The sequence below is a fragment of the Heyndrickxia acidicola genome, from assembly GCF_001636425.1.
Classification (GTDB): domain Bacteria; phylum Bacillota; class Bacilli; order Bacillales; family Bacillaceae_C; genus Bacillus_AE; species Bacillus_AE acidicola.
The window spans coordinates 2,897,116-2,921,251 of the sequence record NZ_KV440953.1; the positions used below are offsets into that span (position 1 = coordinate 2,897,116).

25 protein-coding genes, 1 tRNA gene and 1 riboswitch are annotated in these 24,136 nt (G+C 41.2%); of the genes, 9 read left to right on the top strand and 17 right to left on the bottom strand.

All coding sequences use genetic code 11. The annotated features are described in order from the left end of the window. Nucleotides 1-113 precede the first annotated feature (113 nt). Complete coding sequence (locus A5N88_RS24420) at nt 114-287, top strand: aspartyl-phosphate phosphatase Spo0E family protein (RefSeq protein WP_083953154.1); 174 nt, start codon at nt 114-116, stop codon at nt 285-287. A 121-nt stretch (nt 288-408) separates the two neighbouring features. On the opposite strand, the gene A5N88_RS13590 is transcribed toward A5N88_RS24420, so the two are convergent. Then, nucleotides 409-711 carry a hypothetical protein gene (locus A5N88_RS13590; protein WP_066266929.1) on the bottom strand — a complete coding sequence of 101 codons (303 nt, stop codon included), beginning with the start codon at nt 709-711 and terminating at the stop codon, nt 409-411. A gap of 45 nt (nt 712-756) precedes the next feature. Next, a riboswitch (cyclic di-GMP riboswitch) is annotated at nt 757-845 on the bottom strand. Between the two features lie 346 nt (nt 846-1,191). Here A5N88_RS13590 and A5N88_RS24425 point away from each other — a divergent pair. Beyond that, complete coding sequence (locus tag A5N88_RS24425; RefSeq protein ID WP_083953155.1) at nt 1,192-1,359, top strand: aspartyl-phosphate phosphatase Spo0E family protein; 168 nt, start codon at nt 1,192-1,194, stop codon at nt 1,357-1,359. 230 nt (nt 1,360-1,589) lie between these two features. Here the strand turns inward: A5N88_RS24425 and A5N88_RS13595 are convergent, their stop codons facing one another. From A5N88_RS13595 to A5N88_RS13610, 4 genes are all read right to left on the bottom strand, one after another. After that, nucleotides 1,590-2,093, bottom strand: a complete 504-nt coding sequence (locus tag A5N88_RS13595) for a hypothetical protein (RefSeq protein ID WP_066266931.1) — start codon at nt 2,091-2,093, stop codon at nt 1,590-1,592. Nucleotides 2,094-2,305: 212 nt separating this feature from the next. Beyond that, nucleotides 2,306-2,701 carry a tyrosine-type recombinase/integrase gene (locus A5N88_RS13600; RefSeq protein ID WP_198160275.1) on the bottom strand — a complete coding sequence of 132 codons (396 nt, stop codon included), beginning with the start codon at nt 2,699-2,701 and terminating at the stop codon, nt 2,306-2,308. Between the two features lie 124 nt (nt 2,702-2,825). Continuing rightward, nucleotides 2,826-3,104, bottom strand: coding sequence for a hypothetical protein (locus tag A5N88_RS13605; RefSeq protein WP_066266938.1), 279 nt, complete (start codon nt 3,102-3,104; stop codon nt 2,826-2,828). A 126-nt stretch (nt 3,105-3,230) separates the two neighbouring features. Further along, nucleotides 3,231-3,303, bottom strand: a tRNA-Arg gene (locus tag A5N88_RS13610). A gap of 217 nt (nt 3,304-3,520) precedes the next feature. Here A5N88_RS13610 and A5N88_RS13615 point away from each other — a divergent pair. Both A5N88_RS13615 and A5N88_RS13620 read left to right on the top strand, forming a co-directional pair. Then, a complete protein-coding gene (locus A5N88_RS13615; RefSeq protein ID WP_066266945.1) occupies nt 3,521-4,072 on the top strand; it encodes a GNAT family N-acetyltransferase in 552 nt (183 codons plus the stop codon). Nucleotides 4,073-4,150: 78 nt separating this feature from the next. Beyond that, nucleotides 4,151-4,333 carry a hypothetical protein gene (locus tag A5N88_RS13620; RefSeq protein ID WP_066266955.1) on the top strand — a complete coding sequence of 61 codons (183 nt, stop codon included), beginning with the start codon at nt 4,151-4,153 and terminating at the stop codon, nt 4,331-4,333. Between the two features lie 35 nt (nt 4,334-4,368). Here A5N88_RS13620 and A5N88_RS13625 read toward each other — a convergent pair whose 3' ends face one another. The 6 genes from A5N88_RS13625 to A5N88_RS13650 form a co-directional block, all read right to left on the bottom strand. Further along, nucleotides 4,369-5,127: an IclR family transcriptional regulator gene (locus tag A5N88_RS13625; protein ID WP_066266959.1), complete on the bottom strand. Its 759-nt coding sequence runs from the start codon at nt 5,125-5,127 to the stop codon at nt 4,369-4,371. 197 nt (nt 5,128-5,324) lie between these two features. After that, nucleotides 5,325-6,473: a saccharopine dehydrogenase family protein gene (locus A5N88_RS13630; RefSeq protein ID WP_066266961.1), complete on the bottom strand. Its 1,149-nt coding sequence runs from the start codon at nt 6,471-6,473 to the stop codon at nt 5,325-5,327. A 37-nt stretch (nt 6,474-6,510) separates the two neighbouring features. Further along, nucleotides 6,511-8,022, bottom strand: coding sequence for an aldehyde dehydrogenase family protein (locus tag A5N88_RS13635; RefSeq protein WP_066266963.1), 1,512 nt, complete (start codon nt 8,020-8,022; stop codon nt 6,511-6,513). A gap of 37 nt (nt 8,023-8,059) precedes the next feature. Continuing rightward, nucleotides 8,060-9,742 (bottom strand): thiamine pyrophosphate-dependent enzyme, encoded by a 1,683-nt coding sequence (locus A5N88_RS13640; protein WP_083953156.1) that lies wholly within the window; start codon nt 9,740-9,742, stop codon nt 8,060-8,062. Then, on the bottom strand, nt 9,726-10,916 hold the full coding sequence (locus A5N88_RS13645) for an LL-diaminopimelate aminotransferase (protein ID WP_066266966.1): 1,191 nt from the start codon (nt 10,914-10,916) through the stop codon (nt 9,726-9,728). The genes A5N88_RS13640 and A5N88_RS13645 overlap by 17 nt, the downstream gene beginning before the upstream one ends. 330 nt (nt 10,917-11,246) lie before the next feature. Then, entirely contained in the window at nt 11,247-12,575 is a 1,329-nt protein-coding gene (locus A5N88_RS13650) for a polysaccharide biosynthesis protein (protein WP_066266969.1), read from the bottom strand. A gap of 298 nt (nt 12,576-12,873) precedes the next feature. Here A5N88_RS13650 and A5N88_RS13655 point away from each other — a divergent pair, with 298 nt between their 5' ends. Then, nucleotides 12,874-13,680, top strand: a complete 807-nt coding sequence (locus A5N88_RS13655; RefSeq protein WP_066266972.1) for an AAC(3) family N-acetyltransferase — start codon at nt 12,874-12,876, stop codon at nt 13,678-13,680. Between the two features lie 209 nt (nt 13,681-13,889). Here the strand turns inward: A5N88_RS13655 and A5N88_RS13660 are convergent, their stop codons facing one another. Then, on the bottom strand, nt 13,890-14,777 hold the full coding sequence (locus A5N88_RS13660; RefSeq protein WP_066270535.1) for an SDR family oxidoreductase: 888 nt from the start codon (nt 14,775-14,777) through the stop codon (nt 13,890-13,892). A 332-nt stretch (nt 14,778-15,109) separates the two neighbouring features. Beyond that, nucleotides 15,110-15,589 carry a low molecular weight protein-tyrosine-phosphatase gene (locus A5N88_RS13665; protein WP_066266976.1) on the bottom strand — a complete coding sequence of 160 codons (480 nt, stop codon included), beginning with the start codon at nt 15,587-15,589 and terminating at the stop codon, nt 15,110-15,112. A gap of 152 nt (nt 15,590-15,741) precedes the next feature. On the opposite strand from A5N88_RS13665, the gene A5N88_RS13670 reads away from it, so the two are divergent. Together A5N88_RS13670 and bioB are read left to right on the top strand one after the other, a co-directional pair. After that, a complete protein-coding gene (locus A5N88_RS13670; RefSeq protein ID WP_066266979.1) occupies nt 15,742-16,329 on the top strand; it encodes a biotin transporter BioY in 588 nt (195 codons plus the stop codon). A 24-nt stretch (nt 16,330-16,353) separates the two neighbouring features. Further along, on the top strand, nt 16,354-17,352 hold the full coding sequence (gene bioB, locus A5N88_RS13675) for a biotin synthase BioB (protein WP_066266982.1): 999 nt from the start codon (nt 16,354-16,356) through the stop codon (nt 17,350-17,352). Between the two features lie 76 nt (nt 17,353-17,428). Here the strand turns inward: bioB and A5N88_RS13680 are convergent, their stop codons facing one another. Together A5N88_RS13680 and map are read right to left on the bottom strand one after the other, a co-directional pair. Then, nucleotides 17,429-18,397: an alpha/beta hydrolase gene (locus tag A5N88_RS13680; protein WP_232317580.1), complete on the bottom strand. Its 969-nt coding sequence runs from the start codon at nt 18,395-18,397 to the stop codon at nt 17,429-17,431. A 101-nt stretch (nt 18,398-18,498) separates the two neighbouring features. Further along, the gene (map, locus tag A5N88_RS13685) at nt 18,499-19,254 is read right to left on the bottom strand and encodes a type I methionyl aminopeptidase (RefSeq protein WP_066266987.1); all 756 of its coding nucleotides are present in this window, start codon (nt 19,252-19,254) and stop codon (nt 18,499-18,501) included. A 215-nt stretch (nt 19,255-19,469) separates the two neighbouring features. On the opposite strand from map, the gene A5N88_RS13690 reads away from it, so the two are divergent. Continuing rightward, a complete protein-coding gene (locus A5N88_RS13690; RefSeq protein WP_083953157.1) occupies nt 19,470-19,913 on the top strand; it encodes a C40 family peptidase in 444 nt (147 codons plus the stop codon). Nucleotides 19,914-20,240: 327 nt separating this feature from the next. Here A5N88_RS13690 and A5N88_RS13695 read toward each other — a convergent pair whose 3' ends face one another. Both A5N88_RS13695 and A5N88_RS13700 read right to left on the bottom strand, forming a co-directional pair. Beyond that, complete coding sequence (locus A5N88_RS13695; RefSeq protein ID WP_083953158.1) at nt 20,241-21,206, bottom strand: Gfo/Idh/MocA family protein; 966 nt, start codon at nt 21,204-21,206, stop codon at nt 20,241-20,243. A 237-nt stretch (nt 21,207-21,443) separates the two neighbouring features. Next, entirely contained in the window at nt 21,444-21,977 is a 534-nt protein-coding gene (locus A5N88_RS13700; RefSeq protein ID WP_083953159.1) for an RNA polymerase sigma factor, read from the bottom strand. 244 nt (nt 21,978-22,221) lie between these two features. On the opposite strand from A5N88_RS13700, the gene A5N88_RS13705 reads away from it, so the two are divergent. Further along, entirely contained in the window at nt 22,222-23,778 is a 1,557-nt protein-coding gene (locus A5N88_RS13705) for an ABC-F family ATP-binding cassette domain-containing protein (RefSeq protein ID WP_066266994.1), read from the top strand. Nucleotides 23,779-24,136: the final 358 nt, after the last annotated feature.

The window sequence follows — 24,136 nt, forward strand, 5'->3', positions numbered from 1 at the left end:
AAATTCATTAAAATAAATCCTAAAAATCATTCATTTAACGCTAATACTTTTTACTTTTTCTGCCGATATAATGTGTAAATCATTAACATTTCTTACAAATAGGAGCAGCGGCAATGCTAAAAATACTTTTACCAAAAGACCTAGTTGATGAAATTGAGCAATTAAGGCATTCCATGATGGTTTTAGGACTTCAGAAAGGGCTCAATGATCCTGAAACGATAAAAACCAGCCAAGAATTAGATAAACTAATAAATTTAACGTTGAGAAACGGTTTAGAAGCATCTTAATGTGCTTCTTTTTTTGTAATTTCTCTTAACTGACCAAGTCCGTTTTTAAAAAAACCAGCATTTTTTCCCCAATAAATATGATAAAGCCAACAATCACATGTTGGCTTTTAAACTAAATGTATTATTGGACAAGCATTTTCAATCTATTATTTGCTACCCTTGATTCCATTGATGACTCGGTTAAAATTTGAAGCATCATATTTTTATTGGCCATCTTCTTCAAGGTGAAAAAAACCGTTGGCTTATACTCTTTAATAATCGTCATAATTTCAACAATTGGCAGGGGATCTTTAATGCTGATCTTCAAAAAATCCCTGAGAAAACTTAAAAATTCAGCGGCATTTTTAGAACGATCCGGATACTTTTCTAATAAGTCGTAAAATCTCCTTATCCAGCTCTTTAGTTCTCCATGTTCTTCACCCATGTACATTACCTCCACATAAATTTAACCAAATGCGGACAGTACCGATTTGGCGGCCTGGCAATCATTGCTCATAATCGAGCTTTAGACCCATGGCTTTGCGTCCTAATCTTTCGATTAGTTTGCCTTTTTCAAATTAGGGCATTATTATTAACCCACTTTATTATCTAATTTTTATTACTAGATTTCAAGATTATTCAGTGTAAATAGTCACGGTTTTGCAAAATGTTAAGGTAAGATTAACAGAGCCTAAGGGGAAAAGCTTCGACTCAAGTGAATTTTTTGTGGTGACCGGAGAGTAATTAACTGGTAAATCGAACAGAATAAAGCATTTTTCAGAAAAACTTAAACAGTATAATATTATCTAAGTTGAAAATCAATGATTTTGACAACTTCGTGAACGTTCCCTTGAATTAATATTATCTTAATAAAGCTATGTAATAATAAAAGCCTAATAACATTTTGTGATTAGGAGTGTTTTAAATGACTATTTTATTTGAAACAGTCAAATTAAAAAACCAAATTATTCAATTACGAAAAAAACTAATAAATGTGACGAAAAAGAAGGGTTCAAACCATCCAGAAACCATAAAATATAGCAGAGATTTAAATAAGCTTATTGATCAATTTCAATCCTTAACCTTAAATTAAGCTAAAAACATATAAAGCCCGGGTTGTTTACGTTGTTCCTGATGCCATCGGGCTTTTTCTTTTGGACATCTTTCAAGACACCTTTCAAATGTGGATATTCCGACACTAAAAATAACTAGTTTAGATGGTATTGCAATCCTTCTGAACGTCTTTTTTTCATATGTACAAAATACATCGCATTACATCTAAAGCTATTACAAAGTTCCTACCTTAAACGATTGGTTAAGCAATTAAAGAGACGAAAGGTATAATCGGTCCAACATACGGTCTAAGGTGCCGTTATAATAGCCAGTTAGACTCCGTAAGTATTTACGGTTACTCGCCTGAAAAGTCGCTTTAATTGCCTGTAAACTGGCTTGTAGAAGGTCATTCATATCGAATGCACGTTTAAGGTAAGACTTATGAGCTAACCAAATGCCATAAATCCTGTTCGTTAGCTTAAAGTCCTCTACATGGCTATTTACAAGCAATTTAAAACGAGCATATGTCGAAGTAAAAGTTTGGATGTTAGCAGAATACGTATTATTTATAATTGTTTTTGAGTTTATGGGATTTTGTGAGCTTTTTGGTGTGACAGACTTTTGTTTTTCCGGTGTGGCAAGCCCATCATCCTCTAATTGAGCTGGCAGTATTTTGATAAGGTTGCTCGTTTGCCGACGATTTCCTGTTTCTCGCATACGTTCTGTCTGGCTGATGATTCCTAACGATTCAAGACGATTGCAAACACGAATCACTGTACGCCTCGGCTTTCCTATTGCCTCGGCAATCTTGCTTTAACGTAAAAATGACCGCCCTAAATTAACGCAGCTATACTGAGCTAGTACGTCCAACACTGCGAGCTCTGTTTTAGATAATGAATGAGCTTGGCGATGATGCCGTACTGCGTCGTTTAGTTTTTCTATTGTTTCAAACATTTCTCCGTCTCCTTTTAAAGAGCGCAGCCCTATTACCGAAAAAAGGCACAGTTAAAAAAACGTTGACGTTTACGCTTTTTTTCTATATAAAATATGAATTGAGAGTAACTTCGCCAGGGCGTTAACCTATATTTGATATTTTCCTCAATCAACTCCATTAGCATTTTAACAACCTCGTTAGATAAAGGCAGAATCCTTGGTATTCGGTTTTTATTTTTCTTAGCTGGTAATATAATCGATCGAATCTTAATATCAACCTCGCTTACTTCTAAAGTAAATACTTCATGAACTCGCATTCCCGTATCAAGCATTAAATACATAGCAACCTTATCTCGGAACTGTGAATATTCTCTTTCATCTGGCGCACTTAACAGCAGCCGAATCTCTTCGTCTGTTAAAGGCTGGAACGTGCCCTCGTCAACTTTCATAAGCTTTACGTTATTAACCGGATTCTGATTAACAACATTTTCACGATGCAAAGCGTTAAAGAATGACTTTTAAAATTGCATTCTAACGTTAACGGTATGCGGCGTTAGACCGTAACTACCCGTCTTAATATTGAATTTCTTTGCTTAAATACACAGCATACTCCCGCAAAATAGTCGTATCTATATCAGCGATTAAAGATATTTCCGGATAATTGTCTTTAAGCCAGTCGGTAAAATAGCGGAATAGAATGAAGTAATCGCTCATCGTCCTTTCACGGACACCCTCCGTTTTCTTTAACGTAATAAAATAATCAAACGCTTGATTAATCGTATGGCCGTAGATAGTTGGCTCTTTCGATTCAGTTCTCCGTCTAACAATTCGCTTTCCCTTCCGTTCAGACAAAATAAAAACGCCTCCCTCCGAATTTCTTGTAATAAGAAAAACGAAAGAAGGCTTTTGAAACCGTTAGCCTGCGCTTAGCCTAACGATTGCCTCAACGTCGTTTAAACGTTGATAGTATACGATTAGCGGCCCCGAGAGGACTCGAACCTCCGACGCACGGTTTAGGAAACCGACGCTCTATCCGCTGAGCTACGGAGCCATCTAGTAGAATAAATGCGCATATTTTATTATAGTACAAAATCTTCAGTTTGAAAAGAGGTATGTTATGCTTCACGTCTCTTTTCGTTCACTATTCTGCTATTCAAACTGAAGCAGTTATACATTGTGTCCGGATTCTCCATTAGAAAAAAGGACTCCTGCCTCATTGAGCCGAATACTAGAACAAAACACATAATCTCGGGAAGGAAGAATTTTAAATGGACGCATTATTACACTCTGAGATGATAAGCTTGACCTCAATTACAGAAGCTGACTTGCCTATTCTATTACAATGGTATCGGGATACTGAGTTCCTGCGGCTATTTGATGCCCTCCCTGCTTCTCCCAGAACAGAAAGCAGCTTGAAGGAGTGGATTAAACATACCACTGACTCTCATAATGGTTATTTATTTGGAATAAGAAGAAACACTGATCAGCAGCTGCTTGGTTTTGTAGAGCTGGACCGAATTTTATGGAACCACAGGGTATGCGGACTGGCTATTGCCATTGGCGATAAAGATCATCGCGGGAAAGGTCTTGGACAGCATGCACTTGAGCTGGTTCTTACATTTGTATTTGATGAGTTAAATTTACATAGAGTTCAACTAACCGTATTTGACTATAATACACGCGCCATTAAACTCTATGAAAAGCTTGGATTCAAGCATGAAGGCAGATACCGCGATTTCATCCAGCGTAATGGAGAACGTTATGATATGCACTTATATGGTCTCCTGCAGCATGAATGGGAGAAATCCATTTCCAATTAGAATATCATTAACTTTTCATCCTCCTTTTGAAGAGTTTCCTTTTTTTCATGCATATGCTAAAAATAAAGGAGTTTAAAGATGTTATTTTATACAGAAGTCATCGGATTTTTGGTAGTCATCATCGGATTTACAAGCTGGGTCTTTATAAAGGCGCTGCGCCAGGCATTAAATCCTAAAGATGCGTTTAAAGTAGATTCTATTCCACAAGTAGGATCTCTCGAGGAAAACGAAGAGGAAGAGCCTTGGGTTCATAAACCTTAAAAATGAAGCCTGTTTACCGGGCTTCACTTTATTTGCTATTCATTTCTTTTAAATCCAAGCGAATAGGAAACGGAGGCGGCTGTTTTTTGAGTGCTGTCTTTTATTTGCTTAAGCTGGACTCCTTCAAATCGGCTTGATGGACCACTGACAGCAAGTGCAGCAATAACCGTACCATGAAAATCATAAATCGGATACGATACCCCTGTGGTTCCTGCATCCTGTTCCCCAAAACTGACAGCATAGCCCTTGTCACGAATTATTTTCAACTGCTCAAGCAGACTTTCTCTCTCGGATGTACTCAGCTTCTTTAACAAATTCTCTTTAAAAATGTCCTGCCGTCTTTCGTCAGAAAGAAAGGCAAATAACAGTTTTGGCCCCGAGCCCAGATGAAGAGGAGAGGTTTTTCCAACTCTGGTATGAAGCCTTAATGCCCTGGTGCTTTCTACTTTTTCAATATAGATGGCCTCATGCTGGTTTAAAATGACCAAATGAACCACTTCATTTATTTCATCAGCAAGCTTTTTCATTTGAGGCAATGCCACTTTTCTTAGCTCCAGCTGTTCTGAGACAAGCTGTCCCAATTCCATTAGCTTTAGCCCCAGCTTATAACGGGTGTCATATTCTGTGTTTTTGCACCGGGTCAAGAAGCCGCAAAATTCCAAAGAAGAGAGCAGCCGGTACACGGTAGGCTTAGGCAGATTAGCTTTATCTGTAATTTCCTTTAAGCTCAGTTCAGGCTTTTCCTCCGAAAAAAATTCAAGAAGACCTAAGGCTTTAATAATACTCTGGTTCATAGCGCCTTCTCCCTTTTCGTAAACTCTGTGCTATGTATGATCAAAACATAGCCATAGCACTCGTCTCAGTAGAGAAACTTTTAAAAAATGTCATGCTGACCAATAGAAGCCGTTATTCGAATTTATAAAAATGATTGATCAAAAAATGATTATTTATAGAACGAACTCCCCCTTTATGAAGAGGGAGTTTGTTTAGATTAATTTTCCGTTTCATAAATATGGACACCGCGTTTAGCCATTTCCTCAATGTACTCTCTGCCTGGTACCACTTTTTCCGGACAATAGACTCCTTTTTGGGAAATAAGACCGCTGCCAATCATCTGGGCAACAACAGATATCGTGTAGGCCGTTGAACGGGCCATGGCTGTGACCTGATGCTCCCGATCCTTATAGGTCACCATTTCATATTCATAGCTAGCCGTTTTCCCAGCTTTCTTTCCTTCTGTTATGACTCTTAACAGGACCGCATCATCTTTTTCACCCAGCTCTACAATAGGATCTAAAGCCTTGAGCAGGACATCTCTCGGCTTGATTAACCTGCCTCCAACCTCCACCTCAAAATCATTTCGCGTTAAATTCAAATCAACCAGAAGCTTGAACTTTTCCGCATGACCTCGGTATCGTACGGTTTTATACTCCAAAGTTTCTAAATCTGGATAGGACAGAGATAAAGTCGATGTCCCACCGGCCGTATGAAAGGCTTCAAGCGGTCCAAACTTTTCAAAATGGATGGTTTCGATTTCAGATAGAGACGGCACTTCCTGCTTAATCCCATTTCGAATGATGAGGGATGGATCTGTATAATGGTCAAATACGCCTTCCATGGAAAAAACATGATTGTATTCCAATGGGGGTTCAGGACGAACAGGAATTCCTCCGACATATAGCTTGATTGCCGTAACATCATCCAGCTTGCCAGCGCCGTATCCTGAAAGAATATTGATCATTCCCGGCGCTACGCCAAGGTCTGGTATCAGGGTAACGTTGCCTGCCTTAGCATGATCATGCAGTTCAAGCACCTTTTCCGTCATATGCCCGATATGGCCACCTAGATCCACACTGCTAACACCCGCTTTAATGGCAGCTTTCGCAACTTTTTCATTAAAGGAATAAAAAAGAGCATTAATGACAACATCATAATCGCTTATAAATTGTGTTAATTCCTGGTGATTGGAAGCGTCTATAAATGAAGAGGATAGCTTCGGTGAACCCAGCTGCCTGCAAACCGCTTCCGCTCTTTTGGCATCAACATCTGCCAGTGTTACTTTTTTCACTCCAGGACTCCCTGCCAAATCCCGGGCAGCTTCTTTCCCCATTAATCCTGCACCTAGAACAGCTACCTTCATTTCGAATCCCCCTTATTTTATCTTAATATTTTTCCGATCAATTCGATTTTTCAACATCAATTTGGGCTCTCTGAAGCTTGCCGCTGAAATCGATATACACACTCTTCCACTCAGTAAAAACGTCTAACGCAGCTACACCTGAATCACGGTGCCCGTTACCTGTTCCCTTTGTTCCTCCGAACGGCAGGTGAATTTCAGCCCCGGTTGTTCCTGCATTTACATATACTATTCCGGTATCGAGATCCCGCTGAGCGGCAAAAACCCGATTGATATCTCTTGTAAAAATGGAGCTGGACAGACCATATGCCACACTATTGTTGACTTCAATCGCTTCTTCAAAGGTTTTTACCGGAATGACGGAAACCACCGGTCCAAAGATTTCCTCATATGCAATCCTCATATCCGGGCTTACATCAGTGAATAAAGTTGGGGCGTAATAATTGCCTTCAGCCAGCTCCCCTTCAGCCAAAACATAGCCGCCCGCTGCCAGCTTTGCTCCTTCTGCTTTTCCAATCTGCACATACTCATGAATTTTCTTTAATGCCTGCTGATTAATGACTGGACCTACTTTTACGTTTTCGTCCAATCCGTTTCCAAGTGTCAATTTTTCCATTTCTGCAACAAGTTTTTTCTCTAACTGTTCTTTCACCGCTTCATGGACAATGACACGGCTGCACGCGGTACAGCGCTGGCCGCTTGTGCCAAAGGCACTCCACAATATCCCCTCAACAGCAAGCGATAGGTCTGCGTCATCCATAACAATTACAGCATTTTTCCCTCCCATTTCAAGTGACACACGCTTTAACAGCCTGCCGCAGCGCTCTGCTATGGTCCTGCCGACATCATTGGAGCCGGTAAAGGAAATAACATCAATTTCCGGATGCTCGACCATGGAATTTCCGACAGTAGAGCCTGCACCGCAGACCAGATTGATGACTCCCTTTGGAAGTCCTGCTTCCTCAAATATTTTCACCAGTTCCATTGCCATGAGCGGTGTTTCGGTTGCAGGCTTCCATACAACAGCGTTCCCTGCGACAATTGCAGGAAAAGATTTCCACGTAGCAATCGCGATTGGAAAATTCCACGGTGTTATAATCCCAACAATCCCAACGGGGACCCGAACGCTCATGGCGAATTTATCCTTTAGTTCAGAAGGGGTTGTATCTCCAAAAAGCCTTCGTCCTTCTCCAGCCATATAAAACGCCATATCGATGCCTTCTTGAACCTCTCCTCTAGCTTCGTCCAGAACCTTTCCCATCTCCTGTGTTAATATTCTGGCAAGCTTTTCTTTTCGTTCTTTCAAAAGAGCTCCAACCCTGTACAGCACTTCTGCTCTTTGAGGAGCCGGGACCAATGCCCATTTCTTTTGAGCTTTTTTTGCTGCTGACACCGCCTTTTCTACATCCTCCTTAGAGGATAAAAGCACTTCACCAATGGATTTTCCTGTTGCAGGATTGATAATAGGAGCAAATTTTCCGCTATCAGATCCCACCCATTCACCGTTAATAAAATTCAATACCTTTGCACCTTGCACCACTGTATTTACCATTTTCGCATCTCCCTTCTTATTTCAAGCACCAAATAGTTTACCTGTTATGCCGCTCCCTGATTTGATTTATAGTTGTTCCTGTCGATATCTGCTCTCTGCTCATAGGGATTTCAATCACGGTGGGAAGCTCCCCAGTCATCGCTTCTCTTAAGGCATGCAGGAATTCTGTTTTCGTTGAAACGAATTTGCCTCTTGCACCAAGGGAAGCTGCCAGTTCTGCAAAACGAATACTTCCCAAATCAGTGCCTGCCACTTTTCCGGGATAGTGAATTTCCTGGTGCATTCGGATTGTTCCATACATTTGGTTATTAAACACAAGGCTGATGACTGGAACTTTATGCCTTACGGCTGTTTCAAGCTCCTGTACAGTCATCATCATTCCACCGTCTCCCGATAATGAAACTGTGACGCATTCGGGCCTTGCCATTTTTGCGCCGATTGCAGCAGGCAGCCCGTAGCCCATGGCTCCTGATGTCGGTCCAATGTATGTCCTTTTTTGTTTAAATTGATAATAGGAATGAAGCCAGCCCGCAAAATTCCCCGCATCATTTGTGATGATGCTGGTTTCCGGAAGCTCCTGTTGAAGAATTTTTATGATATCCTCATTATTTAAAGCTTCAGCATTTTCATTTGTCCGAAAGGCAGATCCCTTCAGCTGTCTTACCCTGCAGTTATTCGCCCATTCGCCCCAAGTCGGTTTGATCTCCAAATTTATGCAGGCTTCCAATGCTTTTTGTGCATCTGCCACTAATCCAATTTCAGGCGGATAAACCTTCCCCAAAATTTCCGGTTCAATATCGATATGAATCAGCGTTTGTTGTGCAGAAATTAAAGAGTAGTCCTGTGTTGTCACCTCCGAAAGCCTTGTGCCGATGGCCAGAATGACATCAGCCGCTTTTACCGCTTCCAAAACAGGCTTAGCTGTCCCCAGTCCAAGATGGCCGGAATATAACGGATGATGATTTGGAAAAACATCATGCCTCCGGAATGCAGAAAGTACCGGTAAGCAGTACTTCTCAGCAAATTGAAGGAGGGTTTCTTCAGCTCCGGCATGGATCACTCCTCCTCCCGCAAGAATGAGCGGGCGTTCTGCCTTTTGTAAAATAGCCCCGATTTCCGTGACGTCTGATTGATTTAGCGATGGCTTGGGGATTTTTACAGCTCCTGTAAAGAACATTTCTGCCTGATCCTTTAACATATCTTCCGGCAATGAAATGACCACTGGACCCGGCCGGCCTGTCTGCGCGATTCTAAATGCCCGCTGGACAAGCTCCGGCACTCTTTCTGCATCCTTTATCTCTACAGTCCACTTGGCAATCTGGTCAAAAAACTGATCAAGCTCTACTTCCTGAAATCCCTCACGGCCACGAAACTTGCTATGCACCTGCCCCAGGAACACGACCATGGGGGTGGAGTCCTGAAAAGCAGTATGAACACCAATAGCAAGATTCGCGCCTCCCACTCCTCTGGTAGCCATGACGACCCCCGGCCTCCTTGTAGCTTTGGCATAGCCTTCAGCCATAAATGAAGCACCGCCTTCATGGCGCGCGGAAATCAACTCAATGGATGGCTCTTCATGAATCGCATTTAAAACCGGCAAGTAGCTTTCTCCTGGAACGCAGAATACCTTACGGATTTGTTCTATTTTCAAGCATTCGATAATTGCCTGTGCACCAGTCATTACGGTGCAATTTTTTTCGCGGCTATGAACGAGGGACATGTCTGCCTACCTCCAGATCCAACTGTTTAATCCTGCTAACCGCTTCATTTAGTCTTTCGGTTGGAACAGATAGCGAAATCCGAAAGTAGCCTTCACCGGATGGACCAAAGGCATTTCCAGGAGTTATGATGACTCCTGCTTCCTCCAGCACTTTTTCAGAGAATTTCTGGGATGAGTAGCCCGCAGGAACCCTTGCCCAAATGTAAAAGGATCCTCTTGGTTTTTCTACTTGAATCCCAATGGCAGACAAGGCTTTAAGCATCGCTTCCATACGCTGATTATAGGCGAAGTTGTTGGCTGACACTGTAGCAAGATCGCTCCTCAGGGCTTCAGCGGCAGCTTTTTGAATCGGAAGAAACTGACTTGTGTCGGTATTGCTTTTTACAATGGATAGGGCTTGAATGATTTCCCTGTTTCCTGCCACATATCCGATGCGCCAGCCTGTCATATTAAAGCTTTTTGACAGTGAGCCAAACTCTACCGCGATATCCTTAGCTCCCGGAACCTGTAAAATACTCGGTGCCTTGTAGCCGTCGAACGTAACCAAATCATATGCCGCATCATGGACCACCGAAATATTATGCTGTTTTGCAAACTCAACAGCTTCCTCGAAAACATCAATTTCTATGGTGGCTGCCGTTGGATTGCCAGGATAATTCAAAAACATCAGCTTGGCCTTTTGGCATTCTTCTTCCGACAAGGATGCGAAGTCCGGCCGGTACCCCTGCCCAGCATTTAATGTTAGGTTAATCGATTCGCCTCCTGAAAGGTAAACAGCAGAACGATAAACGGGATATCCCGGATCCGGGATTAATACTCCGTCGCCTGGATCAATGAGGGCCGGCACAATATGAGCTATTCCTTCCTTAGAGCCAACCAGTGTCAATATTTCTTTATCGGGGTCAAGTTTAACCTGATATTGTTTTTTATAGTAATCGGCCACTGCCTCCCTGAACTCCTGACAGCCCGAATAACCGGAGTATTTAAAGTTTTCCGGATCCTTAAGCTCATCAATCAGCCGTTTAACGATGAAGTCTGGTGTCGGAAGATCAGGAGATCCAATCCCCAAATCAATGACATCGACCCCCTTTTTTTGAAGTTGTTTTTTCTTCTCATCGATAACGGAAAATAAATATGGCGGCAGGCCTGAGACCCGCGCGGAACCAAAAGCCATCTCTTCCCCTCCTTCTCTGATCACCCACTCCATTTCAATATATGAAACCGAATTTCAGTTATGACAAAAAATTACTGATTTAGCGCACTGCAGTACAAAAGGGGTCAGACCCCTTTTGCACATTAACGCAGAGAAGGGGTCTGACCCCTTCTTTGCGTTAGCACACAAAAGGACCCGGAAGAGGCTCTCTTTCCGTCTCTTCCGGGTCTTGCTTCAAGCCAAAATATGGCGAAAGGAATTCTTTCTGCAATCCGTCGATTCAAATTCTAAATCGTATATTCCTGCCTATCCTTAAGAAGGGTTAGGATCCCATCACAATGCACAAACCGACTAAAATGTATGATTGGCAGGCTTTCTTAGACCTAATGAAATCCCTATTTTTTTACAGATGGTCAGGTAGTGGAGCAGCAGTATTAACAGCGCACCGGTATTCATCCCAATAATAATTCCGCTCATCTGGAAGAAAGGGCTGGATCCCAATAGGTAACTCATCAGGAACGTCACGATGGTCGCCCACACAAAATGGAGAAATACATCCTTCACCATCCCAATCCCTATTAATATGGCCTGCATAGGGGAAATAAAAAAATGAAATAGGAAAAATGGCCACAAAAGCTCAAGATATTGAGCAGCGGAAGTCGTATGGAAAAACAGCCTGGTTAAGGGTTCTGAAAACACATTAAATATAATAACTGCCGGAACACCATAGCCGATTGTAATCAGCATAACCTGCTGTAAAAGCTTTTGAAGCTTGGGAAGCTCTCTTTGAGAATAAGCTTCTGATACTGTAGGAATTAACACAGTTGATAAAGAGTGGGCAATAAAGGCGGGAAAAAAGCCAATCGTAAATGCTACTCCTGCCAGCATCCCAAAATGCTCATTGGCCAAGTCTGCTGTAAAACCTGCTTTTACCAGAGCAGCTTTTATCAAAAACGGCTGGAAGGCTTCTGAAAAAGCATTGAACATCCTCATTCCTGTCGTCGTTAAGGAAACGGACATCAGGCTTTTCCTGACGGTTTTCCCACTTAGAAAGACACTGTCGCGCTTCCTTATATCTCTGGACTGCAATATAAAGGTATGAATCCAATACAAAAGCACAATAAAGTCACTGCCAACAATGGTACAGATCGCTATAAAGATACTGACTTCCAAATTAAAATGAAAATAATGATAGACAGCAATCAGCAATATTAACTGAATAGACTTTCTTAAAAAGTTTGCGGCAGCAATTTTCCCCATATGCTGAATTCCCATAAAGTACCCCCTGGCAATAGAGGAAAAAGAAATAATGGGAATTAACATGACAATCAATCCCCGTATGTATGGATTATAGTTACGAAAAACAGGTATCAAAGGCAAAATGATGACTGACAGGCCGATTAAAGATAATGTAAAGTAAACAGTAAAGCGGATGACATGTTTGAGCATGCTGCGATGGTACTTCTCATCCTTCTCAGCAACAAACTTCGAGATAGAAATGGGCAGCTCCATACTTGCTAATACAACGACTAAAAAGATGACCGGCAATATGGACATATACAATCCCAGCCCGCTCTCACCAAGCTGATTCGCGAGCACCATATTAATAAAAAATTCAATACACTCTCCCATAAAAGCAACGGCAACTAATAAGAAGGCTCCTTTAAAAAATGATGTCATGCTGTCTCTCCTATCCTATAAAAAACTTTGGCTCCTAATAAGGATATGAGACAAGTCCTCAGATTATTTTAGGAAGTCCTCCCTTTTTATTTTTGCCCAATGTGAATTGGCGAGGATGATGCGAGATTTCTGCAGGAAATGAGAATAAAAAGCTAAATCGGAGGAGAAAAGCGAGCGCCGAAACAGCAACTAACAGGCAGAACCAATAGTCAATCTCCTCCTGATGTATCCCCTTACAAAAAAACACTTTTTAACCTATTAACAGTTTTCTATAATGGGTGTTAAAGGAGGAGAAAAAATGAGCTTGCAAAATAGTACAAGAAAACCCAAAACAATGGCCACCAAAGAAACACTCATTGCAGATTTTACTCAATTAGGATTGAAGCGTAGAATGAATGTGATTGTCCATGCCTCCTTGAGCAAAATTGGATGGGTATGCGGCGGCGAAATTACCGTGATCCAGGCTTTAATGGAGACGATAACGAATGAAGGAACCATTATAATGCCTGCCCAAAATACAAATAATTCAGAGCCATCCTATTGGAAGAACCCGCCTGTCCCAAAAGAGTGGTGGGAGGATATCCGAGCACAAATGCCGGCATATGATCCGAAAACAACTCCTACTTTTGGTATGGGAAAAATCGCCGAAACCTTCCGCAGTTTTCCAGGTGTTCTAAGAAGCGCTCATCCCATGGTTTCCTTTACAGCATGGGGGCAGCATGCAGAATATATCACAGCCAGCCACTCCATTGACTATCCCTTCGGAGAGCACTCTCCTCTTGCCAGAATATACGATTTAAATGGTCATATATTGCTTTTGGGTGTGGACTATAACCGCAATACCTCCATGCACCTTGGAGAGTTTCGCTGTGAGAAAAAAAAGGAATTCCTTCAGGGCTCAGCCATAAATGAAAATGGAAAAAGAGTTTGGAAGGTTTTTAAGGATATAGAGGAATCGTCTGAAGACTTTACAACTATTGCTAAGAATTTTGAAAAGATACATCAAGTCCGCACCGGAACAATTGGTGCGGCGCCTTCTAAACTTATTGAGCAGCGGCTGCTCGTTGATTTTACCTCCGTTTATTTAAAACAAACATTGATATAATAAAAGCGCAAGCTCTTTGCCATCGGCGTACGGATTTCGGAGGCTTCGACTGAGATAAAGGAAACACAGTGAGGCCGTTCACGAGAGAGAAGACACTGAAAGCCACTTGGCGATAAGCATTGGAGGTAAGGGGAGAGTGCATTATACATATCCTTATAAAAAAGATGGGCATCGCGCCCATCTTTTTTATATTCGTTCACGGCTTAACATTATGAACTGACCATTGTTCCTCCATTTACATGAATGACTTGACCCGTTACATAGCTTGAATCCTTCGACGCCAGATAAACATACGCCGGTGCAAGTTCATATGGCTGCCCTGCTCTTTTCATCGGCACGTCTGAGCCAAACTTGGCAACCTGCTCACTCGAGAAGCTTGAAGGAATTAATGGAGTCCAAATCGGGCCAGGGGCTACAGCATTTACCCGAATTCCCTTTGTGGCTAAATTCTGCGAAAGGGCACGGGTAAAAGCCACTATGGCACCTTTGGTAGCGGTATAATCAATCAAGTCTTTTTTCCCTTCATATGCTACGACCGAGGCAGTATTTATGATAGCGCTCCCGCTCTTCATATATTGAAGTGCCGCTTTGGTCATATAAAAAAAACTGTATACATTGGTTTTAAAGGTTCTGTCCCATTGCTCACTGCTGATATTGAGCAAGCTGTCTTGAACATACTGGACACCATTATTATTCACAAGGATATCAATATGTCCAAATGCATTGATGGTTTGCCTTATAACATCCTTGCAGTGATTTTCTTCGGTCAGATCGCCTGCAATGAGAAGGCAATGGCGCCCGAGCTCTTCTATACGTTTTTTTGTCCGATGTGCATCTTCATCTTCATAATGATAATAGTATGCAATAACAACATCTGCGCCTTCTTTCGCAAAGGCAATCGCTGTAGCAGCCCCGATTCCGCTGTCGCCGCCCGTAATAATCGCCACCTTGCCTTTCAGCTTTGCGCTCCCCTTATAATGGGCAGATTCCACAAGAGGGCGCGGATTCATCAGCCCTTCTATACCTGGCTGCTGATTTTGATGCTGCGGAGGAAAGCTTTGTGGATTGCGATACGAAACTGGTTGAGACGGCGGCATGGGATAAGGCGGATATGGATAGGTCCAATACACTTTCATCACCTCAAAACTAGGCTTTTACCCCAGTATATTCATAATGGGTGAAACGGTGATGAGATATTCAGTGGCAATAAGCAGCGTTTAAAGGTTGTCTTTATAGCTTAATGTTTATCGACCCAATGATAATCGGATCGTATACTCACGATTCCTTTGAAAAAAGGGAGACACATCCAACGAAAATTTTCCGTCCCCCCTAAAAGTGAACACCTGGAGCGGAAATAACAGTCCGGGTGAACAAAACTTTTTTTACCATGCCGGCTGTTTAATTGCACAGTATGGACTGCCATTCCTCTTTAAAGCTGATGCTCTGCTTTTATTTTTGCTAACAATGCCTCGCACCCTGCTAAGACCATTTCATATACTTCTTGAAAATTTCCAGTGTAATAAGGATCCGGTACATCCGTACTGCCATTTGCATGGTACTTTTCAACAAGCTCAAGCAATCTAAACACCCTTTTGTCAGACTGCTTTTTACCTAATGATAGAATGTTTCGGATATTTTCCTGATCCATCCCGACAATATAATCGTACTCCTCCAGATCACGCGGAACAATCTGGCGGGCACGCAGCTGGCTTGAATCAATATTATTTTCTTTTAAAATGGCAGCAGTTCCATGATGCGGCGGCTTTCCAACATGCCATCTGCCCGTACCAGCCGAATCAATCTCAATTTGATGCTCGAGCCTTTCCTTTACCACCAAGTCCCTAAACACAGCCTCTGCCATTGGCGAGCGGCATATATTCCCTAAGCAAACAAAAAGTACTTTTACCATGAAAATCTTCTCCTTTGTAAAGCCAATTCCTTTCTATTATACCTTAAACGAATCGTTTATTTGTTAACCATAAAAATAAACTGGTTGACATATTTTTCTCCCTTCTATTATTCTTTTACTATAAAGAATTACATAACGAAGGGATGAAAAAAATGAAGAAAAGCAAGTTTCGTGCATTGGATATTACCTATGTAGGGATGTTTGCCGCTTTAATGATGATTGGAGCAAATATTACTTCTCTTGTTCCATTTATGACAGTAGGGGGCGTTCCTATCACACTTCAAACTTTCTTTGCTATTTTAGCAGGGGCAGCTATAGGAAGCCGTCTGGGCGCACTTTCTATGATTGTTTATACAATTGTCGGGATAATTGGAGCCCCTGTTTTTGCACAGTTCTATGGCGGTCCTGGTATTATCATTCAACCTACTTTCGGCTTTGTCCTATCGTATATTCTTACAGCCTATGCAGTGGGCAAAATAGTGGAAAGAAAACAGTCTCTTTCTGCCTATATAACTGCAGCATTGACAGGAATGGTCATTAACTACGTTTTTGGAACCAATTGGATGTACGCAGCCTATAAGCTTTGGTCCAGTGCCCCTCAAGGATTTACTTATAAAATGGCATGGGCCTGGATGGTTGTGCCTTTGCCAAAGGATATCATCTTATCCGTTTTTGCCGGTATTCTTGCACACAGGCTTCATAAAAGTGTCCGCATAAAGAAGAGCATTTTTCAGCATTAATGAGAAATCGAAAGGGGAATGGGGATGGATTGGAAGCATTTAGGGCGTCAAGTATTGGATGGGCATGAACTTACAGATAAAGAAGCTAAGGCCGTTTTGAATTGTCCCGATGAAGAATTGCTGGATCTTCTGTCAGGAGCCTACCAGGTTCGGAAGCATTATTATGGCAACAAAGTAAAACTCAACATGATTATCAATACCAAATCAGGCCTATGTCCGGAGAACTGCGGATATTGCGCACAGTCCATTGTTTCAACGGCACCCATTCAAAAATATTCAATGGTGAACAAACAGTCCATTCTCGAAGGGGCCAAGCGAGCCAATGAGCTTCATGCAGGAACCTACTGCATTGTGGCAAGCGGCAGAGGTCCAACGAATCGGGAGCTTGACCATATTGTTTCTGCAGTTAAAGACATTAAATCCGAATATCCGCTCACAATCTGTGCCTGTCTTGGAATTCTAAAGCCAGACCAGGCACAAAAGCTCAAGGAGGCGGGTATAGACCGTTACAATCACAACCTGAATACATCAGAATCTCATCATGACTGCATTACAACATCCCATACCTATCAGGATCGCGTCAATACAGTTCAAACAGTAAAGAGCGCTGGAATTTCCCCTTGCTCCGGCGTCATTATCGGAATGAAGGAATCCAGGGAAGATGTTATTGATATGGCAAGGAGCCTGCGGATTTTAGATGCAGATTCCATCCCAGTCAATTTTCTTCATGCTGTAGACGGGACACCGCTTGAAGGTGTTCATGAGCTGGATCCGCGATATTGTTTAAAGGTATTATGCCTTTTCCGTTTTATCAATCCTTCAAAGGAAATCCGTATTTCCGGCGGAAGGGAAGTTAATCTTCGAAGCCTGCAGCCCTTAGGACTGTATCCGGCTAATTCTATTTTTATAGGGGATTACCTTACAACGGATGGCCAGGAAACAACGGCTGACCATAAAATGCTTGAAGATCTTGGGTTTGAAATTGATACCTTACCATTATCAGAAGCACAGGTTTTATCCTGAGCAAGTATATTTATCATTAAAAAACAGAAATCACCGTGATTTCTGTTTTTTTACTTCCTATTAAGCCGCTAAGCTCCTACTGAACTTCTTTCAGGGCCTTTTGATAAAAAGCATCTATTCTCTTGACGTATTCAGCAGGTGTTTTTTGATAGGATTTTACATGACCGTCTCCCTTTGTGAGCCATAGGGTAAAATCATCCGGATGCGTTTTGGCCATTTTAACACTTTCCGTATATGGAATTGCCCCATCCTTTGTGCTATGGATAAATAATACAGGCCTCGGTACGATTTTATTTAAAACACTTATTGGACTGGCTTCCTTCGGGTTTAAATCTGTAATACGCGGAATAATGTTCATAATTAATGGTGTGAAAGGAAAGTTCGGCAGGTGAGTCCAAACAGGCAGGTTTTTCTTCAAATAGCTTTCTAGATCGCTGTATGGACTGTCTGCCACTACAGCAATGACATCCTTGGATTTTGCAGCTGCCAGAAGGGAAGCCGATGCCCCCATTGAAATTCCATAAAGGCCTATGGGTTGATGATAATGCTGCTTCGTATAGTTTATGGCTCCCAAAAGATCATATTGCTCCTTAGCCCCTACCGTCGTCATGCTTCCGCCGGAGTTTCCGCTATCACGAAAATCAAACATAACTATACGGTAGCCCTTTTGAAGCATCTGTTTAGCCAAGGGAAAGAAAGGTATATTTTGTTCGTAACGGTTGCCGCGGTACCCATGGGCAAAAATTAATGTCATGATTGCAGGCTTTTCCGGGTTAAGAACCCAGCCTGAAAGCTTTACGCCGTCTGCAGTGCTTTTAAACTGAATATTATTGTAAGCGATTCCATAATTACTGGGGGAAAGCAAAATAGGCTTCCTTGCAGGATGTGTTAAACTGTAGCCAACATAAACAGAAACCCCTACACAGGCAGAGATCACCACTAAGACAAAAACGCTCACTGTAATAGCCCAGACCTTCAGCCTGCTTCTCCTTTTCTTACGCTGCAAAGACAGACCGGAGTCAACTGGAAGATCCGTTCGTGCCACACCCATTCCTCCTCTTGTACACTCTATTCAATTTACTTTTATTCATTAAAGCACTAAGGGGGTCTGACCCCTCAATCGCTTTAATGTGTTAAAGTATGTGCTTATTCTTGCGCTGATAACGTCAAGATAATTGGTTTACCTTTTGTCACGACAACGGTATGCTCAACTTGTGCAACAAGGCTTCCATCTGGGGTTTTGAATGTCCATCCGTCTTCCATCTCGATGACTTCTTCAGCTCCCATGGAAATAAAGGGTTCGAAGGCAATAACCATTCCATCTTTCAAAAGGTCATTATCCCATGGCTCATGGTAATTTAGGATGTAATCAGGTTTTTCATGAAGAGCCCTGCCAACACCATGGCCTGTTAGATTCATAATGACTGTGTAACCGCTTCGCTCTGCTTCTTTCATGACCGCTTTGCCAATCTGATTTTGCTTCGTACCCGCTTTAATTTTCTCCAACCCTTTATAAAATGCTCTTTCTGCACATTCACAAAGCTCCGTTAGTTTAGGATCACCATTCCCTACTACAAAAGATATGCCTGTATCTGCGTAATATCCATCAAGAGAGCCGGAAACATCAACATTTACAAGGTCGCCTTCCTGCAAAACTCTTTCGCCTGGTATGCCATGTGCTACCTCATCATTTACACTGATACACGTATAGCCCGGAAAATCGTATTCTCCTTTAGGACCTGATATAGCTCCATTCTCTTTAAAGCGTTTCCCTGCTATTTCATCAAGCTGCTTTGTTGTCACACCCGGCTTTGCGTTTTCCTTTAATTCATCTCGAATGGCTGCTACTAACTGGCCAATTCGCTTTAAACCTTCTAAATCCTGCTCATTTTTGATAATCATTTTATCTTTCCTTTCCTTCCTAAAAACCTAATGCCTCTATTATATAAGAAAGCAGGCCATGTTACCAAAAAGACTAACCGTCATCCGTTTTTTACCATTTTAACACCCCAAATGTAATAGTAATGTAATAATTCTTAAAATAATTGTAACTAAAATTTCGACAATTTCATGCTAAAGTAATATTATAGTACATAAATCGACTGAGGTGACATTTGGTGAAGCGCTTTCTCCCTATATTTTTAGCACTTTTTGTAGGAATTGGTCTTTTTATTCCTACACAGGAATCACATGCAGCATATTCTCCTAATAATGTTATAAAGATTGCAAAGTCATACATAGGGACACCTTACAGATGGGGCGGCGTTTCACCAAGTGGATTTGATTGTTCAGGATTTGTCTATTACTCTCATAAAAAAGCAGGAATAAATTTGCCAAGATCAGCTTCTCAAATGTTTAGAACAGGCAAACCTGTATCCAAGTCAAGCTTAAAACCAGGAGATCTTATCTTCTTCCATACATATAATCAGGGTGCTTCCCATGTCGCCATATACATAGGAAATGGCCAATTTATTCATTCAGAGGATGACAAAGGCGTTTCCATCGCCAGTTTTGCTAATTGCTACTGGAACTCCAGATATTTAGGCGCAAGAAGGATTTAACATACAGTGCGTTCAGAATGATGATTTCAACAGCTTACTCATAAGCTGTTTTTTATTTCTATACTAAACTATTGCGAAAAAAACCTGCCTTCAATATAGTCATACCTTCAAGCACTTGCCTTTACGTTCTACCTTTTAAGTAACATTTACCTTCTCTCTCTTTTAAAATAACGTATCCGCCCAAATTCATTCATCCTAATTCCAAAAGAATTACTGCTTTTTATTAATCCGGGAAAAGAAAATACCATGTGTCCATAAGACCTGCCCAATGCCATCCAGAGCATAAAATAAAAGGAGAGCATAAAATGCCCCCCCATTTTCTTATGCTTATCTACGATTCAAAAGCTGTTCTAATACTTCCTGAATTTTCAGTCCCTCCTTAAAGGTTACAAGATTTGCTTTTTCACCTTTAACAGCCTTTACTAATTCACTGATTAAGAGGCTTGATTCATCATTTGGAATAATCTCAATCGGCAATCCTGTTTGTTCATAATTGGACTCTTCGAGAAAAGTCCAATTCTTAAAATGAAGGGTTTTTTTATCACCATAAAGCGTTAGCTCGAAGGTTTCTTTTACTGCAATTCCGCTTAAACCATTTACTAAAAAAGGGATGCCTCCTTCAAGCTCGGCCCTCGCTATGATAGCTGTCTCACAATCCGTCCCGTTTTCTGGATAATCAATCAACGATTCAACCCTATTCACATTCCCAAATGCGCGAAGGATGACTTCAATAAAATGAGGAGTAACTTCTCTTACAAATCCCCCTTGCTCTCTCCCGGCAATCCAGGGATTCTGCTGCCAGGTTCTCGGCCATAAAGGGAGCTGCAAGTTAAGCTCAACTCTTTTTATCCTGCCCAACTCATTATCTGCAGTCTGCCGAATGAGTTCATCTACTGCACTGCTGTATGCAAGAGGGAAATGGATGCCATGCACAACACCTGTTTTTTCAACTGCAGCTAGCATCTCCGCTGCTTCATCATATGTATTTGCCAATGGCTTTTCACAGAGAATATGCTTTCCTGCCGCAGCAGCAGACAACAGCACTTCATGATGAAATTTAGGCGGAACCGCTATATGGACAAGGTCCACATCAGCGCTTTTCAAAAGCGTATGATAATCTGTATAACCCTCGGCCGTTTGAAGCCTTTGTTTAAACATTTGCAAACGATCTTGATTCGTATCGCAAATAGCTGTAATCTGTGTTTCAGGATGCTGCTCGAATTTTTGTATGAGACGCTCACCAATAGCTCCCAGCCCTATAATTCCGACTTTCATTCTTTTATCGTTTCCCACGATGAATTCACTCCCTGCCTATAGAGACAACCTGTAAATTATTGTTTTTTATATAGGAATTTTCCCCTTTCATGACTAGCTGCCTTCAATTGCTTTGAAAAAAAGAGATAGCTTTATATCAGTAAAGGGATTATTTAATTCATTCAAATCTTATCTCTTGTCTTTCAATTATGCAATTGTTTTCTATTTTCAGAATTAAAATCACCTATTATATTTATTGATCAACCAAACATAGCTTCATGGAATAAGCAAATGAGAGACATTACCGCGAAGACGCAATTTACCTCTGCGAAGATGAGTTTTCACCGTTGATAAAGGGAGCTTTGTTCTCTTCGCGATATCCCCTAGCGTGCAGCCATAGAAATAATAAAGCATGACAGAGTCCCGATATTTTGCAGGTAATTCGTTGATTTTGATCAGCCATTCCTGCCTGTCTTGTTTTTGAATGACAATCCCTTCTGTTTCTTGAAAATTCCCTTCTCTATTTAACCATTCATTCTCAATTTTATATTGATACTGTTGCTTAATCTTTTCTTTCTTCCATTCATCCCGGCATTTATTTAATGCTATTTTGTAAATCCAATTTTTAAAGGAGCCCTTATGTTCAAAATGTTTAAAAGCCATATAAGCTGACAGCAAGGTATCCTGGTATAAATCCTCCGCCAGCTCCCTGTTTTTTACTATTGAATAAATATAATGAAGAAGTGCTTTTCTATGAAGTATAATATATTCTTCAAAATCATGAACTTGCATAGACTCAGCTTGTTCCATACTTTTCCTCCCGCATAGAAAACTGAGTCCATTATAGAGGATTAGTTTTAAATTACATGAAGTTCCATCTTAAATTTGCCTTAAATTTCTATTAAAATATCTTTAATCATACTGGTTACAGTAAGACATTTCCCCTTATCACTTCAAATAGAGTGTCTTTCCCGAAATATCCACTTCATTCCTTAGACTTTCTAATATATAATTTCAGTATATTGTTTTAGAAAACGGAAAGGTGAATGAATAAATGAGCATTCTATCTGTAAGCAATCTCAGCCACGGGTTCGGTGACCGGGCTATCTTTAATGACGTATCCTTTCGTCTTTTAAAAGGAGAGCATATCGGGCTAATTGGAGCAAACGGCGAGGGAAAATCCACCTTCATGAATATCATTACAGGAAAGCTGCAGCCGGATGAAGGAAAGGTTGAATGGGCCAAAAAAGTGAGGGTCGGCTATCTCGATCAGCATGCGGTATTAAAGAAGGGCCTTAATATCAGGGATATTTTAAATAGTGCATTTCAATATCTTTTTGACATTGAAACCGAAATGAACGGGATTTATGAGAAAATGGGCTCCTCCACTCCTGAAGAGCTTGAAGCATTACTTGAAGAGGTTGGAACACTTCAGGAAATCCTTACAAACAACGATTTTTATGTCATTGATGCAAAGGTCGAAGAGGTTGCCCGCGGTCTGGGCTTAAATGACATTGGCTTGGAAAGGGATGTACAGGAGCTTAGCGGCGGGCAGCGGACTAAGGTCCTTTTAGCCAAGCTATTACTGGAAAAGCCGGACATTCTTCTTCTTGATGAGCCGACCAACTATCTCGATGAGCAGCACATTGAATGGTTAAAACGATATCTGCAGGAGTACGAGAATGCTTTCATTCTCATTTCCCACGATATTCCATTCTTAAACAGTGTCATTAATCTGATCTACCATATGGAAAACCAAAAGCTGGACCGTTATGTAGGCGATTATTACAACTTTGAAAATGTATATGAAATGAAAAAGCAACAGCTTGAATCCGCCTATAAACGCCAGCAAAAAGAAATTTCGGAGCTTAAGGACTTTGTTGCCCGAAATAAAGCACGTGTTTCTACTCGAAACATGGCTATGTCACGTCAAAAAAAGCTGGATAAAATGGACATCATTGAATTGGCTCAAGAAAAACCAAAACCTGAGTTTAACTTTAAAGAAGCTAGAACTTCCGGTAAAGTTATCTTTGAAACGAAGGATTTAGTCATTGGGTATGATGAGCCCCTTTCAAGTCCTTTAAGCCTTCGTATGGAGCGCGGACAGAAAATTGCTCTCGTCGGTGCTAACGGAATTGGAAAAACAACATTACTAAGAAGCATTCTTGGAGAGATTAAGCCTGTATCCGGAACTGTACAGCTTGGAGAGCATTTAGAAACAGGCTACTTTGAACAGGAAATTAAAAAAGCCAATTCCAATACATGTATCGAAGAAGTTTGGAGCGAGTTCCCGGCCTTTACTCAATATGAAGTACGTGCAGCACTTGCTAAATGCGGTTTAACGACGAAGCATATTGAAAGCAAAGTAGAGGTATTAAGCGGAGGGGAAAAAGCTAAAGTCCGTCTCTGCAAATTAATAAATGGGAATACAAATCTTCTGGTACTTGATGAGCCTACCAACCACTTGGACGTAGACGCCAAGGAAGAATTAAAACGTGCGTTAAAAGCATACAAGGGCAGTGTTCTTATCATTTGCCATGAGCCCGAATTCTATCAAGATGTCGTAACCGATGTCTGGAATTGCGAGTCATGGACAACAAAAGTATTTTAATATACATGGGTTTAATTGGGCTTATTCCTCAAAAGGGATAAGCCTTTTTTCTATTTAAGCTGCTATTGGACATGAGCAAAGAATAAGAAAACAAGCTTTGTATTAGTGAATTACTTACTAAAAGCTGCTCTGAAGACGAACCACATACCAATTTACCCCTTTTGCAAACTAAGCAGCCATCTATGTGAAAACACCCAATTTAAAAATGTATACCTTGTGGTTCTTTTAGTCTTTATAAGATCAAATATCTCCAGTAAATTACAATTTTTCTAATAATTTAGACATATCTTTATTGACCAAATTTTCCTTTACCTTCCTTACGCCCCATGCTATTATACACATTGAGCCTTGTAAATAT

Excerpts from the sequence above, each read along its gene's own strand:
- A5N88_RS24420 (WP_083953154.1), top strand. The coding sequence starts at position 114 with ATGCTAAAAATACTTTTACCAAAAGACCTAGTTGATGAAATTGAGCAA.
- A5N88_RS13590 (WP_066266929.1), bottom strand. The coding sequence starts at position 711 with ATGGGTGAAGAACATGGAGAACTAAAGAGCTGGATAAGGAGATTTTAC.
- A5N88_RS24425 (WP_083953155.1), top strand. The coding sequence starts at position 1,192 with ATGACTATTTTATTTGAAACAGTCAAATTAAAAAACCAAATTATTCAA.
- A5N88_RS13600 (WP_198160275.1), bottom strand. The coding sequence starts at position 2,701 with ATGAAAGTTGACGAGGGCACGTTCCAGCCTTTAACAGACGAAGAGATT.
- A5N88_RS13615 (WP_066266945.1), top strand. The coding sequence starts at position 3,521 with ATGGACGCATTATTACACTCTGAGATGATAAGCTTGACCTCAATTACA.
- A5N88_RS13620 (WP_066266955.1), top strand. The coding sequence starts at position 4,151 with ATGTTATTTTATACAGAAGTCATCGGATTTTTGGTAGTCATCATCGGA.
- A5N88_RS13625 (WP_066266959.1), bottom strand. The coding sequence starts at position 5,127 with ATGAACCAGAGTATTATTAAAGCCTTAGGTCTTCTTGAATTTTTTTCG.
- A5N88_RS13630 (WP_066266961.1), bottom strand. The coding sequence starts at position 6,473 with ATGAAGGTAGCTGTTCTAGGTGCAGGATTAATGGGGAAAGAAGCTGCC.
- A5N88_RS13635 (WP_066266963.1), bottom strand. The coding sequence starts at position 8,022 with ATGGTAAATACAGTGGTGCAAGGTGCAAAGGTATTGAATTTTATTAAC.
- A5N88_RS13640 (WP_083953156.1), bottom strand. The coding sequence starts at position 9,742 with ATGTCCCTCGTTCATAGCCGCGAAAAAAATTGCACCGTAATGACTGGT.
- A5N88_RS13645 (WP_066266966.1), bottom strand. The coding sequence starts at position 10,916 with ATGGCTTTTGGTTCCGCGCGGGTCTCAGGCCTGCCGCCATATTTATTT.
- A5N88_RS13650 (WP_066266969.1), bottom strand. The coding sequence starts at position 12,575 with ATGACATCATTTTTTAAAGGAGCCTTCTTATTAGTTGCCGTTGCTTTT.
- A5N88_RS13655 (WP_066266972.1), top strand. The coding sequence starts at position 12,874 with ATGAGCTTGCAAAATAGTACAAGAAAACCCAAAACAATGGCCACCAAA.
- A5N88_RS13660 (WP_066270535.1), bottom strand. The coding sequence starts at position 14,777 with ATGCCGCCGTCTCAACCAGTTTCGTATCGCAATCCACAAAGCTTTCCT.
- A5N88_RS13665 (WP_066266976.1), bottom strand. The coding sequence starts at position 15,589 with ATGGTAAAAGTACTTTTTGTTTGCTTAGGGAATATATGCCGCTCGCCA.
- A5N88_RS13670 (WP_066266979.1), top strand. The coding sequence starts at position 15,742 with ATGAAGAAAAGCAAGTTTCGTGCATTGGATATTACCTATGTAGGGATG.
- bioB (WP_066266982.1), top strand. The coding sequence starts at position 16,354 with ATGGATTGGAAGCATTTAGGGCGTCAAGTATTGGATGGGCATGAACTT.
- map (WP_066266987.1), bottom strand. The coding sequence starts at position 19,254 with ATGATTATCAAAAATGAGCAGGATTTAGAAGGTTTAAAGCGAATTGGC.
- A5N88_RS13700 (WP_083953159.1), bottom strand. The coding sequence starts at position 21,977 with ATGGAACAAGCTGAGTCTATGCAAGTTCATGATTTTGAAGAATATATT.
- A5N88_RS13705 (WP_066266994.1), top strand. The coding sequence starts at position 22,222 with ATGAGCATTCTATCTGTAAGCAATCTCAGCCACGGGTTCGGTGACCGG.